This is a genomic window from Sulfitobacter sabulilitoris (genome assembly GCF_005887615.1).
In the GTDB taxonomy this organism is placed as follows: domain Bacteria; phylum Pseudomonadota; class Alphaproteobacteria; order Rhodobacterales; family Rhodobacteraceae; genus Sulfitobacter_E; species Sulfitobacter_E sabulilitoris.
In genome coordinates, this window is record NZ_VANS01000001.1 from 135,371 (window position 1) to 150,939 (window position 15,569).

The 15,569-nt window shown below is 66.9% G+C and carries 10 protein-coding genes; 3 read left to right on the forward strand and 7 right to left on the reverse strand.

Annotated elements, in window-relative coordinates; all coding sequences use genetic code 11:
- Positions 1-2 precede the first annotated feature (2 nt).
- Both tagF and FDT80_RS00615 read left to right on the forward strand, forming a co-directional pair.
- A complete protein-coding gene (gene tagF / locus FDT80_RS00610) occupies positions 3-623 on the forward strand; it encodes a type VI secretion system-associated protein TagF (RefSeq protein WP_138660314.1) in 621 nt (206 codons plus the stop codon).
- A complete protein-coding gene (locus FDT80_RS00615) occupies positions 620-1,333 on the forward strand; it encodes a PP2C family protein-serine/threonine phosphatase (protein ID WP_138660315.1) in 714 nt (237 codons plus the stop codon). Before tagF ends, FDT80_RS00615 begins: the two co-directional genes overlap by 4 nt.
- A gap of 11 nt (positions 1,334-1,344) precedes the next feature.
- On the opposite strand, the gene FDT80_RS00620 is transcribed toward FDT80_RS00615, so the two are convergent.
- Together FDT80_RS00620 and FDT80_RS00625 are read right to left on the reverse strand one after the other, a co-directional pair.
- Positions 1,345-3,537: a serine/threonine-protein kinase gene (locus FDT80_RS00620; RefSeq protein WP_138660316.1), complete on the reverse strand. Its 2,193-nt coding sequence runs from the start codon at positions 3,535-3,537 to the stop codon at positions 1,345-1,347.
- Positions 3,538-3,572: 35 nt separating this feature from the next.
- Positions 3,573-4,175, reverse strand: a complete 603-nt coding sequence (locus FDT80_RS00625; protein ID WP_138660317.1) for an OmpA family protein — start codon at positions 4,173-4,175, stop codon at positions 3,573-3,575.
- Positions 4,176-4,378: 203 nt separating this feature from the next.
- On the opposite strand from FDT80_RS00625, the gene FDT80_RS00630 reads away from it, so the two are divergent.
- Entirely contained in the window at positions 4,379-5,236 is an 858-nt protein-coding gene (locus FDT80_RS00630) for a M15 family metallopeptidase (RefSeq protein WP_138660318.1), read from the forward strand.
- Between the two features lie 9 nt (positions 5,237-5,245).
- On the opposite strand, the gene FDT80_RS00635 is transcribed toward FDT80_RS00630, so the two are convergent.
- The 5 genes from FDT80_RS00635 to FDT80_RS00655 form a co-directional block, all read right to left on the reverse strand.
- Positions 5,246-6,103 (reverse strand): hypothetical protein, encoded by an 858-nt coding sequence (locus FDT80_RS00635; RefSeq protein WP_138660319.1) that lies wholly within the window; start codon positions 6,101-6,103, stop codon positions 5,246-5,248.
- 162 nt (positions 6,104-6,265) lie between these two features.
- A complete protein-coding gene (locus FDT80_RS00640; protein ID WP_138660320.1) occupies positions 6,266-6,727 on the reverse strand; it encodes a hypothetical protein in 462 nt (153 codons plus the stop codon).
- A gap of 109 nt (positions 6,728-6,836) precedes the next feature.
- A complete protein-coding gene (locus FDT80_RS00645; protein ID WP_246039772.1) occupies positions 6,837-8,798 on the reverse strand; it encodes a caspase family protein in 1,962 nt (653 codons plus the stop codon).
- Between the two features lie 12 nt (positions 8,799-8,810).
- The gene (locus FDT80_RS00650; protein ID WP_246039774.1) at positions 8,811-13,802 is read right to left on the reverse strand and encodes an MBG domain-containing protein; all 4,992 of its coding nucleotides are present in this window, start codon (positions 13,800-13,802) and stop codon (positions 8,811-8,813) included.
- The gene (locus FDT80_RS00655; RefSeq protein ID WP_246039776.1) at positions 13,747-15,564 is read right to left on the reverse strand and encodes a ShlB/FhaC/HecB family hemolysin secretion/activation protein; all 1,818 of its coding nucleotides are present in this window, start codon (positions 15,562-15,564) and stop codon (positions 13,747-13,749) included. The genes FDT80_RS00650 and FDT80_RS00655 overlap by 56 nt, the downstream gene beginning before the upstream one ends.
- Positions 15,565-15,569: the final 5 nt, after the last annotated feature.

A 15,569-nucleotide genomic window follows, 5' to 3' on the forward strand; every position in this document is an offset into this window, starting at 1 on the left:
CCGTGACGGGGTTTTCCGCCTACGGCAAGATGCCGAGCACCGGGGATTTCCTGCGCATCGGCGCGCCGCCGTCCTTCGTCACGCCTTGGGACGCCTGGCTGCAATCGGTGCTGGGCACATGCCGGCAGGCGCTGGGGGCAGGGTGGCAGGACCTGTACCTGTCAGCCCCGATCTGGCGCTTCACGCTTGCGCCGCGGCTCGCGGGGCCCGCGCCGGTGCTCGGGGTCCTGATGCCATCGGTTGACCGCGTGGGGCGGATGTTTCCGCTGACGCTGTTCGCCAAGATCGCCGGCGATCCGGTCGCGGCACACCGGGCCGGGGCCGCAACCTTTGCCAGGCTGGAGGACATCGCGCTTGACGCGTTGGATGAGGGGGCCAGCCGCGACCGCCTTGCCACGGTGCTTAGGGCGGTCGATCCGCCCGCCTGTCCGTCCGCGGTGGTGCCACGAGGCTCCCTCGGGCGGCAGACCGCGAAGGGCCTGAGCCTGTGGTCGGCCCTGGTGGGCGACACGCTGCGGACACAGGCCTTTGAAGGTCTGCCACGGCCCGAGGACGCCATCGGCTTTTTCGATCTGTCGCAGCCCTTTCGCCCCTCGGCCATGCCGCTGGATCTGTCTGCATGACCCGGCTGCGGCACAACGCGACAACCCATGTGGGCCTTGTCCGCAAGGTCAACGAAGACAGTATTCTGGTGTTGCCGGATCAGCAGGTCTGGGTGGTCGCGGATGGCATGGGCGGGCATGCGGCAGGGGATTTCGCGTCGCAGACCGTGGTGGACAGCGTGGCCAGAATGCCGCTGACGGGCGATCCCGCGCAGCAGATGCAGGCGCTGCGACAGGCGATCGTGTCGGCGCATCAGGCGATCCTGCACGAGATCGCGGCGCGCGGCACCGGCACCATCGGCGCCGCCGTCGTTGCGCTGATGATTTCCGACTCGCATTTCGTGTGCTTCTGGGCGGGTGACAGCCGGCTTTACCGTCTGCGCGACGGCCGGATCGAGCTGTTGACCACTGACCATTCGGTCGTCGCCGGGCTGGTGGAGGCGGGCGAGATGACCTGGGACGAGGCCGAGCATCACCCGCAATCGAACGCCATTCTTCGCGCGGTGGGGGTGGGCGACGATCTGGAACTCGACAAGGTGCGCGGCCGGGTGGAACGGGGCGACCGTTTCTTGCTGTGCTCGGACGGGCTGAACAAATACGCGGGGTTCGACAGGTTGGCGCAGGTGCTGCGCGACGCGCCGATCGAAACGGTCACCGAAACGCTGCTGGGCATCGCGCTCGATGGGGGCGGGGCCGACAACATCTCGATCATCGTGGTCGATGCGGTCTGACCGCCGCGCGATCAGCGCGCGGCGGTGATCAGGATGCCGGTATCCAGCGAACGCACCCGGCCCGAATAATCCTCGAGCGCCGCGGCATAGCCGCCGGCGCTTTCGGTCGTTGGCCGCAGGCCGTCGAACATCTGGTCCTCGGCATTGATGACGACGATTTGCGTCTTGCCCAATGTGCTGTCATCGACCGTGAAGGCCAACTTGCTGCCATCGACCGCGTCCGACAGCGGGTGCGCCACGCGGATCGTGACAGGGCCTTCGCGCCCGGCGCGCAATGCATCGATGCGGTTGTCCTGCATCAGCAGGTTGGGCAAGAGGTGAAACACGTTGCCCGACACATCAAGCGCCGACACGAACAGGAACCCGCTGTTCACATCCGCCGGGATCACGACGTCGATCACCGGATTTTCGCCGACCAGGTAGCGCCCGGAGGGGTTGGATGCCCCGTCGCGGCCCATCCGAAAGTCGATGCCGAACCCGCCCGCGGGCGCATTGGGCAAAACCCCCGATATGAGGCAGAGCGTCGGGTTCAGGATGTCGACGTTCATCACCAGGTCGCGATTGCCGATCGCGGCGGTCAGCGCGTCGGACAACGCTATGCGCGTGGACGCCCCGGCGACCGCGCCAAGCACCAGCACCTGGCTGTCTTCGGCATAGCCGACGACCGGCGGATCGATCAGTTGCAGCGGGCCGCAATCGGAGTGCGCCTGAAGGATCGGCGCGAGGGTCGCGGCGGCCAGAATGGGCGGGCGGTAGGCGATATCGACGGTGCCCGTCAGGCCGGCGGGCATGCTGTCGCCCGACAAGGCCGCACTCAGCCGGGCCTGTTCGTCGGCGTCCGCGGTACTGCCGGTGACCTTGACGCGGCTGCCGTCCGCCAGCACGCGCCACTCCGGCAAGACCGACACCAGGCCCAGAAGCTGCACCATGTCCTCGCCCCAGGTGGCCGGGATGTCGCCGCTCGACAGGGTCAGATCGGCGGTGCCGCCAAGGTCTTCGCCAAGCGCCCGGAGGTCGTCGCGAACCGATTCCGACGGTACGTTGCCGAGGATCTGGACCGGTTGGTTTTCGGGCCGTGCGGCGATCAGCGTATAGGGGTCCGCCACGGGATAGCTGGGTGCCACCAGCGATCCGAATGCCCCCGAGAGGTATCCACCGGCCCCCAGGGCGGCAAGGCCGATCACCGCAACGATGCCGATCATCCCAGACCGACCGCCCCGCTTGGCGGGCTGAGCCGGGGCGCGCGGCGGGGCGGGCGCGGGTGGCGGCATGTCGGGGGCGGGGGCCCTTGCGGCGGCGGTGGCGCGTGGCACGATCACGGTCTTGTCGCTGTCGTCCCCGTCGCCGAAATCGATCTCCGCCGCATCCACGGCCGAGGCCGTGGGACTGTCGATTTCCGCCAGAACGTCTCGGGCCGTCTGCAACCGCTTTTCGCGGTCGGGATGGGTCATCTTGTCGATCAGCGATTTCAGCGGCTCGGGCACGCCTTCGGTATCGAGCGGCTGCGCCTTGCGGGTAATCACCTCCATCGGGTTGGTGCCGATATCGGGCGGCTTGCCCCGGAACGCCGCCAGCAGCAGTGCCCCGAGCGCATAGATATCGACCCGCGCGTCGGTCTGGCCGTTCAACTGCTCCGGTGCCGCATAGGCGTATTTCCCGGCGAATTCATTGCCCACGATCGTTTCCGCGCCGGGGTTGGTATCCTTTGCGATGCCGAAATCGATGATCACCGGATCGGCGGGCTTGCCGTGGCGCAGGATGATGTTGTCGGGCGACAGGTCGCGGTGCACGATATTCTTGCCATGCGCGGCCACCAGCCCTTCGGCCACGCGGCGCGCAATGATCATCAATGCGTCTGCGGGCAGGCCGCCCTCCTTGATCTTGGCGTCAAGGCCGGGCCCCTCGACGTAGTCCATCACCAGATAGACCAGCCCCGCATCGGTGCGCTGATTGTCATAGTAGCGCACCACCGCATCGTGGCGGATCTCGCGCATTTCCTCTTCGCGCGTCATCAGGGCCAGGAAGTCTTCGTTGCGCGAATATTCAAGCCTGAGCGCCTTGAGCGCCACCACCCGGCCCGAAATTTCGCTGCGCGCGCGGTACACTTCGGAGGTGCCGCCGCGGCCCAGAACCTGTTCGATCTTGTAGGTGTTGTTGAGCACGTCGCCGACCTGGAAGATGCCGCGCGTCTGGTCCGTGCTCATAGGGGTATCCTACGCTCGTTCGCCTGTGCCACCGGTCAGCCAAGCGCCTGGAATTCGACCCGGCGATTGACGTCCGCACGGGGGTTCTCGGCATCATAGGGGAACCGCTCGCCTACGCCCTGCGCCTCCATCCGGTCGGCGGGGAATCCGCAATCGCTGGTCAGAAAGCGTTTCACTTCCTCGGCGCGCAGCCTGGACAGGCGTTCGTTGTATTCCGCCGATCCGGACGCGTCCGTATGGCCGAGGATGCGCACCATCTGCACATCGGCGGCTTTGAGCGCGCTGCACAGCGACACCAGCTTGGGTTTTTGATCGTCCCGCAGCGCGGCGGAGTCGAAATCGAACGATATGTTGACGTTGACCTGCTCTTCCTTGGGGATGGCGGTGGCCATCTCCTCGACTGCGGCGCTGGTCTGGGTGGTGGCGGTGGTTTCGGTGCCGGCACTGGCAGCGGCATTGGCGCCTGGCGTCGCGATCACCAGCCCGCGTGTCTTCTGCTTCTTGAAATTCTGCGTCATCTCTTCGACGCTCTGGCCATCTGAGGTCTGCGCGATCCCGGGGCCTGCGACCATCGGTGACAGCACGACAGCCAGTGACAGAACGGCAATGGCCGCCACGATCTTGGCGCGATGTGTCATAGTAAATACCTTTATGAAAGTCAAAGTCCGTATGGCGAAATCCTACACCACATGTGCGGCAAATGTCACTGTATTTCGCCCCGTTCCGGGGGCTGGCACCGCGGGGTGGCAATCGGTGGCATCTTGAGTTGACAGGCGTTTGCGGCTGGCCCACGTTTTCAGGGATATTCCCAAAACCGATTGATCGGGGTCCTGAAAGTCTCATGCGTATCGTGCCCGTCATCCTCGTTGCCATCGGTCTTTTGACGATCCCGTTGATCTGGTTTGCGGCGCAATCGCTGATTGGTGAGCGCGACAGCTACGACCCGGGCGCGACCGGCGCCGCCATCGACAGCGGCGCGCGGATCGAAATCGAAGGGCTGCGCCAGCAGATCGAGGCCTTGCAGGGCCAGATCCAGGCCTTGCAGGAACAGATCCAGTCGCTTGCCACACGGCCGTCACCCGGGCCGCGGCAGGATGGCGGCGGCCTGCCGCTGGATCAGGGGTTCATCGCGGATGGCGAGAACGCAATTCTTGATGCCTATGCGCAGGTCGTCCTGATCGCCAACCGCCGCAAGGTGAATGCCGGCATCACCGTCGGGGGGCCGCGATTTCTCGAGCAGTTTCTGGGCCGGCCCCGCGAAAACCTGAGCAATACCTGCGAAGCGATGACCAACCCAAAGCTGAAGGATTTGCTGAAGGTCGCCGATGTGGGCCCCATCCGGGTGCAGATGCTGCAACCGGCCATCGACAGCCTGACCCGGGTGTTCGAAAAGGTGCGCGCCACCGATCCCGATCTCTACGCCCGCATCAACACCGCCGGGTCGCTTTGCGTGCGCCAGATCCGCGGCACCGTGGGGCGCACGTCGACGCATTCGTTCGGGCTGGCGGTCGATCTGAACATCGACGGGCACCTGGACACCCTCGGCGACGGCAAGACGCAACTGGGCCTGACCATCCTGGCGGATTTCTTCCGCGAGGAAGGCTGGGTATGGGGTGCCGGGTTCACCCGCGAGGATTCGATGCATTTCGAGGTCTCCCAGCAGATGCTCGAGGAATGGCGCAGGCAAGGCATCCTCTAGGTCCGATCCTCAGGGCGGCGGGGTGCGAGGCGTGCCGGCGGCGGCGTGTATCGTCCTGCCGCCGAGGCTGTCGCGGTAGGCGGTGATCTTGGCCTCGCCCGCGGTCACGCCGACGATGACCAGCGGCGCATCGGGGCTGGCATCGGCAAGCGTCGACAGGGTGCGCAGCGAATGGCACCGATAGGTGTTGCACGGGCTGGCCCGCCAGCCGCGCGGCAGCACGCACCCCTGCGCCGATTGAAACACGCAGGCGTCCTTGACCGATGTCGCGGGGAGCGCGTCGGCGTAGCGGTCGATCATCTCTTGCGGGCCAAGATCGGGATGCGCCCGCGCCTGGGTCTGGATTTCCTTGACCGACAGGAACGCCTTGGCCTTGCCGCCCAACTGACAGCAGTGGCCCTGGCAGGTGGCGCAACCCAGGGCTTCGACGGGTTGTGGCCTGTTCAGATCCGGCGCCGCGACCTCGCGATCCTCGTCGTCTGACGGCGGCTCTGCCTGCAGGGCGTCAAAGGCGGCATGCACGACGCCGTCCAGATGGGTCAGGAACTCCGCGCGCCGCTCGTCGGGCAGCGGGCGCACGGGGGTGGTCTGAAACGGAACCGACGCCATTCGCAGACTGTCGAGATCGGCGCCAAGGGTCCGCGCCGATTGCACGATCGCCTCGGGCCAGCCCCGAACGGCGGCGTCGATCCGGTCTTGACGTTCCGCCACCAGGGCAGCCTCGCGGGCGACGGCCGCGCGGACCGCGTGGCGCGACAGGCATGTCCGCGCGCCGCAATGGCCCGGATTGATCGACTGGTGAATGGTGATCTGCGCCCCGCAGACGGGGCAGGCGGGTGGCGTCGTTCCATAGTGGGGCAACTGCACGGCAAGATGATCCTTGGCTGTTTCGGGGGCGCATGGTCCGCGCCAAAGGGGGCCTGCATCGGCCCGACGACACCGCGCCGGCGACGGCCCGCGCCACTGCGCGCGGCTGCGCAGGCGGGGTATGCCCCCCTCTGCGCGCCCCGCAGGCTGTGGCGGTCGACCCTAGGCGGACGGGGTGGCGTCGACGCGGGTGCCGCCGTTCATGTACGATACCTCAGAAATGATCAGATACCCGGCCTTGGACTGCTGCACGTACAGATGAAAGCACGGCGATCCGCTGGCGGGGCGGGCGTCAAAATGCAGCTTGAAGCCGCCGCTGTCCTGATCCTCGACCTGATGCGTTCCCTGATCGATCGTGATGGTTTCGGCGCTGCCGATCATGTCGTTGAGCAACCCCTTGATCGTGCCGTCCGCGGAATTGTACTTGGGCACGGCGCGCTGTACCGCGTTGCGCACCGCGGTCTCATCGAAAAAGGTCAGAAACAACGCGCCGTCCTGACGCTTTTGATTGTTCTTGATAATGTAGTCGCGGTTTTTGATTTTTTTGTTTGACGGATTGGGCGGCAGAACCGGCACCGGTGCAATCTTTGGTGCGGCCCAGCCCGGCGAGAAAGTCATTGTCATGGCAGGCTCCTTGAAAAGCGACGTACCCCGAAATTGAGTACCTGCCAAAGCCTAGGACCTGAGGCGCGGCCGTGGCAAGAGTTTTGGCTGCCGCCGTGGCTTGGACGCGCTATTGAACCAGCACATCGTCGACGAACCCACCGTTTCGCCAGGTCTCCAGCGCGGCGGCGAAGCCCGGACCGGACAGCCCATCGACCGCGCTGGTGTAATAGCCCGCCGCGCCCAGCCTCGACTGGACCGCGGCAATCGTCTCGCGCGACCAGGTTGCGCCGGCTTCGGTCAGCTGTTGCACGATCTGTCCGCCATCCTCTGCCGCACCCCGCAGCAGCAGGACCGCCGCGGCATCCGGATCGCGGGGCACGCCGCGCCCCTCGTCCAGCAGGATCGCCGCCGCCAGATACCCACGGGCCTCGCCGATCCGGGTGGCCTGCCGGAAATACTCCAGCGCCTCGGCAGGGGTGCCGGCACTGCCATTCTGCGCCAGCACGCCGAGGTTGTAGGTCGCTATTGGCGATCCCTGATCGGCGGCGGATTTCAAGAGCGCGATCGCGCGCGGCTGGTCCCGCTCCAGCCCGACGCCCTCGAAGAGCGCCACCGCGAGGTTGATCATGCCATCCGCGCTGCCTGCTTGGGCCGCCTTTTCGTAAAGCCGAAGCGCCGCGAGCAGGTCGGGGGGCACACCCTGACCGGTTTCCGTGATCAGGCCCAGGCTGACCATGGCGCGCAGGTCGCCGCGCGCGGCGGAATCGCGGTATAGCCTGATCGCCTGTTGCTGGTCGCCCGCCGCTGCCGTGGCGCGCGCCAGAAGGGCGGTGTAATGCGGCAGGTTGGGGGACGCGGTGGCCGCCGACTGACAGGCCTGGATGGCCGCGATCGCATTTTGCGCGAGCTTTGCGAAAGCCACCCCCGCGGTCGAGGCCGTCGCGTCGCGCGGATGGGTCGCCAGCCGTTCGCACAGCCGGCCAGGATTGGCGTTGTCGGATGACGGCAAGGTCGCCAGCAACCGCCGCGCGTCGCCGGCGTACTGCCCCTCTGGATAGGTATCGAGGTAGAATTGCACCAGCGGGCGCATCCGGCTGCGGCGTGCAAGCTCCCACATGCGGTCGGCCTGTGACTGGTCCTGCGTCACGGCATACCCGCGCGACGCGCCTTGCCCCGGCGCCGGATCGCCCGTCACCGACGGATCGAGAAAGGCCATCACATCGCCCATATGCGCGCCGTTGGGATAGCGCTCGGCGTAAAGCTGCATCAGTTGCGGATCGCGCGCATTCACCGCGACCTGCCACAGGAGCGTTTCCGGCGACACGCTGGGCGGGCGCGGATCAAAGCGGAACTGCCGGGTGAGCGATGAATTCTCCCATGGAATCTGGCGGCCACCGGTGGCCGACAACACGTCCTTGCGCACTGAGATCATCAGGTCCGACACGTCCTGTCCGGGGGTGTAGATGTGGTTCAGCAGCGCCTCGGTGAAAAAGCTGTTCCGCCCCGCGCCGTCATAGGCCACGTTGTCGGGCTGCGTGGCAAAGGAGATCATGAAATCCGCCGCGTCACCGATCCGTGCCAGCCCCGCGCCGACGCGGGCCGCGCCTTGCTCCAGGGTGCCTTCGAAAGGATTGTTGCGGCAGGCATCGAGAAACACGAACTTGATGCCGGGTGCCGCCTCCATCTTGTCGAGGATCGATTGCAGCGGCACGGTCGCGCCGGTCACGTCGTCGATGCTCGCGATCCGCGCGTCCGTCGGAACGAGGTAGTTGGCGGAATCCACCTGAAACCCGTGACCGGCGTAATAGAACAACGCGACATCGGCGGTCCGCGCCGCCTCGGCAAAGCGCTGCGTCAGCGCGGTCATTTCGTCGTGAACGAGGTCAAGGCCGAGGAAGACCTCGAATTCCAACCCCTCCAGCGCAACGGAAATGTCGTAGGCGTCGTTGCCCGGATTATCGAGCGGGGTCACCAGTTCGTAGTCGGAATTGCCGATGATCAGCGCGACGCGCCGCTCGGCCAGTGCGGCCCCCGGCGACAGGCTCCACGCGACCATGGCCGAAAAGACCACCAGCAGGGCCCAGCGCATACTCTCCTCCGGTTACAGTTCGACCGCTCTCACCAGTTCAGTATCCACCGTATCGAAGACATTCACAATCCGCATCACGGTCTGCTGCTGCACGCGCGTCAACTCCGGATCGTCGGCCCGGATCAGCGTGATCGCCTTGCGGATCTCGGTCCGTGCCGTATCGATCGACGCCCGCGCCTCGGTCAGCGCATCGACCCGGATGGCGCGGCGCTCGGCGTCGGTGGTGGCGGTGGCCAGACGCGCTTGCGCCCGGGCCCCTGCGGCCGTGACCCCGCTGCGCGCGGTCCGGATGATCGCCGATACGTTCTCCATTCCGCTGGGCAGGTCGTTCACGATCTCATCCAGCGCGTTGGCGTAGGTATCGAGCGCTTCGGCCATGCAGGTCAGGTAGTTGCCGATGTCCGCGTCGGAAATTCCGCAGGATTTGATCGCGATTTCGGTATCGCCCGACAGGCTTTCGACGACGGCCAGCGTTTCCCTCGCCTTGTCCAGGCTTGCGCTGCCGCCCGATTGCGGCGCGGCATTGCTGGTCAGGGTTATGTTCAGGGCGTCCTTTGGATTGGGCAACGACGTCCCGAAGGGGGGCGGCGGCGTGCGTTCGGGGGGCGGGGGCGGTGCGGCCTCGCCGTTCGTGACGACGAACGTCCCGTCCACGTATGCGATGTCATAGTTGCCCAGCCCGGTTCCTTCGGCCTGGGCAATCGAAATCGCATAAGGGCTGTCCGCGGCGGGGGCGCTGTCGGCGGCGCCGTCGCTTGACAGAACGGCGGCATCGACGCTGTCGGCGTTCAGCAGCCCCTGCGTGGTGAATTCAGTCCCCGCAAAGCGGAACACGGTGCCTTCCGCCTTGCTCTGGTCGTTCGCGATCACCCGCAGCGACGCGGGTGTCACGCTCAGCGCGCCGGGCGCGATGGTCAGGGCATAGTTTTCCAGCCCGCTCCCGACCGCGCCGCTGCCGTCGATGGCATAGGGTGATCCGGACACCCCGGCCGCGCGGCCGGCGCCCGGGCTGGACAGGACCAGCGACGCGACGCTGTCGCCGTTGCGCAAGCCCGTGGTGGTGAACTCGGTGCCGTCAAACACCACCAGATCACCGTAGGTCTTGGTCCGGTCGTCGATCAGAACGCTCAGCGGCGCGGGGGTGACGGTGAACGCGCCGGGCGCATAGGCGATGGTGTAGTTGCCAAGCCCGGTGCCCGTGGCGGCGCTCGCGCCGATGGGATAGGGGCTGCCGGCGACGGTCGCGTTTGCCGGTGCAGCATCCGAGGCAAGGCTGACACTGTCCACGCTGTCGGAATTCAGCAAGCCCATGGTGATGAATTCGGTGCCCTCGAACACGAAGGCGGTGCCGTATTGCTTGCTCTGGTCCTGCGCGGTGATGCTCAGTGGTGCCGGCGTGACCGTCAGGTCGCCGGGGGCAAAGCTGACGGTGTAATTCTCCAGCCCGTTGCCGACGGGAGCGCCGCCGTCGATGGCATAGGGCGATCCGCTGACCGGTGCGGTGCCGGGTGCGCCGATGCTGGTCAACGTCACCGACGACAGGCTGTCGGAATTGACCAGACCGGTGACGGTGAATTCGCTGCCATCAAAGACGACTGCATCGCCATATTGCTTGCTCCGGTCATCGATCAGAACGCTCAGCGGCGCGGGCGTTACGGTAAAGGCGCCGGGGACATAGGTGATGTCGTAGTTCCCCAACCCAGTGCCGGTGGCCGCGCCCGCATCGATGGAATAGGGGCTGCCTGTCACCGTCGCACCGGCGGGTGCCGCTTCGGAGGTCAGGCTGACGCTGTCGACGCTGTCGCCCACCACCAGCCCGGCGGTCGTGAATTCCGTGTCGGCAAAGCCGAACGTGGTGCCATATCGCTTGGTCTGGTCATCTGCCGTCACCGTCAGCGGGGCCGGGGTGATATCGACCAGGGCGCTCAGATCGACGATGCGGAAATTCACGCCCTGCGTGCTTTGCAGGCTGGTCGTCTGGTAGGCAAAGCTCCGCAGGCCTGCGTCCGATCCATCGGCCAGCACGTCGTCGTTCAGCACGGCACGGTCCAGCGTGTCGTTGAGCGGACCAAAGCGGTAGTCGCCCACCCCGCCCGAGAAGGCGCCGGTGACGGGAAAGCCGGTCGCGGTGCCGTTGTAGACGAACGTCGTGTCGTCGGGCCGTGCAAAGATCACGGATGCGGTCGAATAGTTGACCGGGTAGAACGTGCTGTCGCCCGGCGCCCAGACCAGGTCGAAATCCCAGCCGAGCGGTGCCGCCCGGTCGATGAAGCCCTGCGTGGTCTGGAAATCCCCCGACAACAGCGGAGTGCCGCCGTCGCTGGTGGCCTGGCCGCTGGTCTGCGTGTCCCAGAATGAATTGGACACGGTGCCGGTGATCTCTGGAATGACGTTGATCCCGACCAGCCCGCCCGCATCCGCCAGCGAACAACAGCCCGCCGCAAGTGTCACCGCGCCTGTCGAATAGGTCCTGTCGATGGTCCCGGCATTGCCGCCGACCAGCCCGCCGATATGCACGGTGGTGGCGCTGGTCGCCGTGACGGGCGTGGTGGCGAATGCGTCGGTGATGGTTCCGATGTTCTGTCCGACCAGCCCGCCCGCATAGACCTCGAGGCCCTGATCGAACGCCACGTCGCCATCGCTGTCGCTGCGGGTGATCGTGCCGTTCAGGTCGTTGAGGCCGACCAGGCCGCCGATCGAATAGCTGCTGCCGCCGCTGGGCTCGGTCGCGGGTTCGATCGTGACCGATAGGCCGGCAATCGCGTAGCTGTCGCTGATGCTGCCTGCATTCACTGCCGCCAGACCGCCCGCATCGCCTTCGTAGCTGATGACCAGGCCCTGCGCCGAAACGCCGGAAATCGTGCCCTCGTTGCGGCCGGCAACGATCCCCGCCCTCGGCCCCTCGACGATCGCGTCGGTCAGGCTCAGGTCTTGCACCACGCCCGTGGGCGCGATGACGTCGATCAACGCCGCCGAACTGCTTGCGCCGCTGCCAAAGGACGACTGCCGCGAGCGCAACCCGTCGATCGCATGCCGATTGCCATCGAGCGTGCCGCTGAAACTGACGATCGGCGCGAAGCCGGTGAAGCCGATGAAATCAGGCCGCCAGGTGGCCGTGACGGAGGCGTCGATGGGGTTGGCCAGCGCGAAATTATCGGCCGCGTAGGAACCGGTGCCTATCCCTTGCAGCCCGTAGACATCGGTGATCCGGTAGGGCGCGCCTGCGCCGTCGCCGCCCAGCGCACGCAGGAAGCTCGCGCCCGAAAAGATCGTGAAATCGGCGGCGTTGAAGGCGGGCAGGGGCGTGCCAAGCTGTTGCCAGTCGCCGCTTTGCAGCGTGAAATCGGCGACATCGACGCTGCCTGCCGCCGAGGTCGTGATCGGCGCGCCGAACGCCGATAGCGCCAGACCGCCGATCGCCGCCGAGATCGGAGCGTTCAGTGCGATGCCGTTGTCGGCGCTCAGCGTCAGTACCGAAGCCGTGGTCCAGGTGAGGCCCGCCGAGACGGTGATATCGCCCGGATCAAGATCCGAACTGCTGGTGGTGATTTCAAAGTTGCCTATCTCGAGCTGGTTTTGCACGTCACTGAACAAAAGCTCGTTGGGCGCACCGCTCAGCGCGGCGACGACTTCGAAATCCGTCGGATCGAGCATCAGGCGCCCCCAATCGCCCGCCGTGGCGCGCAGGTCGGCGGACCCGGCGAAATACAGATGCCGCTTGCCCGAGACCTCGGCGAAGCCGCCGTTCCCGGAGTCAGCGCCGCCCCGGGCCGAAATCCGTCCGTCAAAGCGCGTCGTGTCGTCGGACCACACGATGATCCGGCCGCCATCGCCCGTGCGCGTCGCATCGCCCAGGATCGTCGTCGCGGCATCGACCGATACGCTCTGGGCGCGCGGCAGGCCCGCACCGCCCTGGTACGCGCCGCCGATGCGCACCGATCCGCCGCCCGCGTCGCCGGTGACGTCGATCGTGGCGCCCTGCAGGGCGATGTCATGGCCGGTGATCGTGACCGCGCCGCCGGTGGCCGGGCGCGCGGCCGGGCGCAGCGATGTGGCCGTGGCGATCCGGGCGGGCGCCTGGGCGCGAAGATGGCCCGTCACCTTGACCGATCCGCCGTCGCCGCCGCCCAGCGTGATGGCCCCGTTGCGCCCGCTGACGCTGCGCGCTTCGACAACACCTCCAAGGTTGATGGCGTTGCGCACCGCGCGGCGGGCGGTGGCCGCGATCATCTCGACCTGGCCGCCGTTGGCCTCGATGGTTCCGGAATTCTCGATCAGGGCCTCAAGGTCGGCGTCGTCGGTGTCGGATGGTATGGCGACCTGCAGGAACCCGTCGCCGCCAAGGTCGAGCGTCGCGCGTTCGCCCGCGCCAAGGCCCACCTTGCCCATCGGCACCCGGATCACGCCGGCATTGCTGACCTTGCCGCCCAGCAAGGCGGCATAGCCGCCGGGCACGATGTTGATCCGGCCCTGATTGGTCACCGCGGCGGATGCGCCGCCGCCTTCGAACACCGGCTGGCCCAGAATGAAATCCTCGTTCCGGATCGCGAGAGTGGACGCGACGAAGCCGCCCGCCTCGATGTGGCTCGTGGGACCGATGAAAATGCCGTTGGGGTTGACCACGAAGACCTGTCCGTTGGCGGTGAGCCGGCCGTGGATCTGGCTGGTGGTGCTGCCCGTCACCCGGTTGAGCAGGGCGGCATCGCGACCGGGCTGGCGGATATCGACCGCGCCGCCCTTGCCGATCGAAAAGCTGTCCCAGTTGACCACCGCGGTGCCGGTGCCCTGCGTGATGGTCATGGACCCCGCGCCGGGCCGGGCGATATCGACGGTGCCGTGCGCCACGGTGCCGCCGCCGGGCAATTCCTGCGCGGCCACACCCAGCGGAGTCAGCGCCGTGGTCATGCACAGCACGATCCGCGCCACACGCGCGCGGCTCCGGCCCGCGTCAGAACCGGAAGGAGCCAACGACGCTGAACCTGCTGGTGTCGGGTGCGTTGTCATCTCGGTGTCCTTTCCCGTATTCGATCCGCAGCGTTGCGGACGAGAATTGCGAGTTTTCAAGTGCGTTGAGTTCAAGCCCGATCCCGAAGGCCGAGGCCCCGACCTCGGAGCGTTCCGCCACGGTGGGCTGCTGCAATCGAACCTGTCCGTAGGCGGCAAAGACGTAAGGGCTGGCCAGCAGGCCGTAATCCGCGACCTTGACCTGCCGCGGCATCGACACCTCGCCGCGGACCACCCAGCCGCTGTCGCCCTTGAGCGTGCCGGCATCGAAGGCCGACAGTTCTTGCGATCCCGCGATGCCGAATTGTTCGCTGGTGACAAGCGGGTCGCCGAAGGACGTCTGGACACGTCCGGCCAGCGACAGGTTGAACTGGTCGGTCAACATGCGCCGCAACCGCGCCGAGGCGACCATCTTGGTGAACTCCGCATCCGCGCCTTGGCGCGACAGGGGCGTGCCGCCGGCCGCATCCGCGGCGGTGCGCGCGCCCAGGATATCCAACCCCCGCGACAGCACGGACCCGGCTTCGATCACCGTGCCGTTCTCGGTCTGCCAGAAGCCATCCGCCGCGAGCCGCAGGACGCTGGTTTCATCGCGGTAGATCGGCGTGCGGCCCGTGGCGGTGACCAGGTCCTGCGCGTCGCTCTGGCTGTCGAGGGTCACCTGGCCCGAAATGTTGCGGTTGCGCGAACGGACGAAGGGATAGAACAGACGCACCGAGTACCGCTCGAACGCGCTGCTGGTCGGGGCGGCGGCCGTCTCGGGGGTGGAGCGGCTGTCGGTCGCTTCGACGTTCAGCGTCAGACCGTCATCGCCAAGCGGAACCACCGCGCCCAGAGACAGGGTGCGCAGGCGCGGATCGCCCGAGAACACGCCGCCCAGCCCGTCGCTGCCATCGCCCGTCGGCGCGCCGGAAAACCGTCCGTAGAATGTCTCGCCCAGGGCGAAGGGGCTGTTCAGCTCGAAGCCCGCGCTGACCGTGCCCGAACCCAGCTCGTCCGAGACCGCGTTGTCAAACGCCAAAAACCCCGTCACGGGGCGGAATTCGGGTTGCAGCACAAGCGAGGTGGCTCCCGGTGTCGCCCCCGCCGCCAAGGCCGATCCCAGCGCCACGCCATAGGTGTCGCCCGCCAGTAGCAACTGGCGTTCTATATCGGTCAGCTTGACGCTGCGCCGCCCGACCAAGGGATCGGTCAGGCGGGTCAGCCGGTCGCGCACCTGCGGCGGTGCTGCGCTGGCATCGACGGTTTCGACAAAGCCGTCCACCACCACGATCCGCAGGGTGCCGCCGTCGCGCAGGTTCTGCGCGGGCAAGATCACGCGGGCCAGAACGAAACCGGCCTGCGCATAGGCGGTTTCCAGATCCGATGCGGCGTTGAAAATCTCGGCGACGGTGATGGTCTGGCCGGTCAGCCGATCGCGCGTGGCGGCGTTGACCGCGGCCATCTGCGGCAATGCCCCCTCGAGTTCCAGACCCGACAGGCTGATCAAAAGGTTTTCGGCCCCGGGGGGCGGTTTGGTGCCCCGTTCGCCCGAAAACACCACCGCACCGTTCAACCGCTGTTTGCGGGGGGCGAAACTTTCCGGGGTCAGGTCGCTGGCGGTCGGGGTCGCGGTCTGCGCGGCAAGCGGGTGCATCTGCCCGATCAGCAGCGTCAGCGACAACACCGGCAACGCGCCGAGCCGCAGCGCAACCTTCGCGCCGGCGGACAACCGCCACGGACGGCTGTCGGCACGACGCGGCGCATCACAAAAATCAACCATTGAGA

What these genes read in the sequence shown, in the direction of transcription:
- FDT80_RS00645 (WP_246039772.1), bottom strand. Translation starts at nt 8,798, where the DNA reads ATGCGCTGGGCCCTGCTGGTGGTCTTTTCGGCCATGGTCGCGTGGAGC.
- FDT80_RS00625 (WP_138660317.1), bottom strand. Translation starts at nt 4,175, where the DNA reads ATGACACATCGCGCCAAGATCGTGGCGGCCATTGCCGTTCTGTCACTG.
- FDT80_RS00640 (WP_138660320.1), bottom strand. Translation starts at nt 6,727, where the DNA reads ATGACAATGACTTTCTCGCCGGGCTGGGCCGCACCAAAGATTGCACCG.
- FDT80_RS00620 (WP_138660316.1), bottom strand. Translation starts at nt 3,537, where the DNA reads ATGAGCACGGACCAGACGCGCGGCATCTTCCAGGTCGGCGACGTGCTC.
- FDT80_RS00615 (WP_138660315.1), top strand. Translation starts at nt 620, where the DNA reads ATGACCCGGCTGCGGCACAACGCGACAACCCATGTGGGCCTTGTCCGC.
- FDT80_RS00655 (WP_246039776.1), bottom strand. Translation starts at nt 15,564, where the DNA reads ATGGTTGATTTTTGTGATGCGCCGCGTCGTGCCGACAGCCGTCCGTGG.
- FDT80_RS00650 (WP_246039774.1), bottom strand. Translation starts at nt 13,802, where the DNA reads ATGACAACGCACCCGACACCAGCAGGTTCAGCGTCGTTGGCTCCTTCC.
- FDT80_RS00630 (WP_138660318.1), top strand. Translation starts at nt 4,379, where the DNA reads ATGCGTATCGTGCCCGTCATCCTCGTTGCCATCGGTCTTTTGACGATC.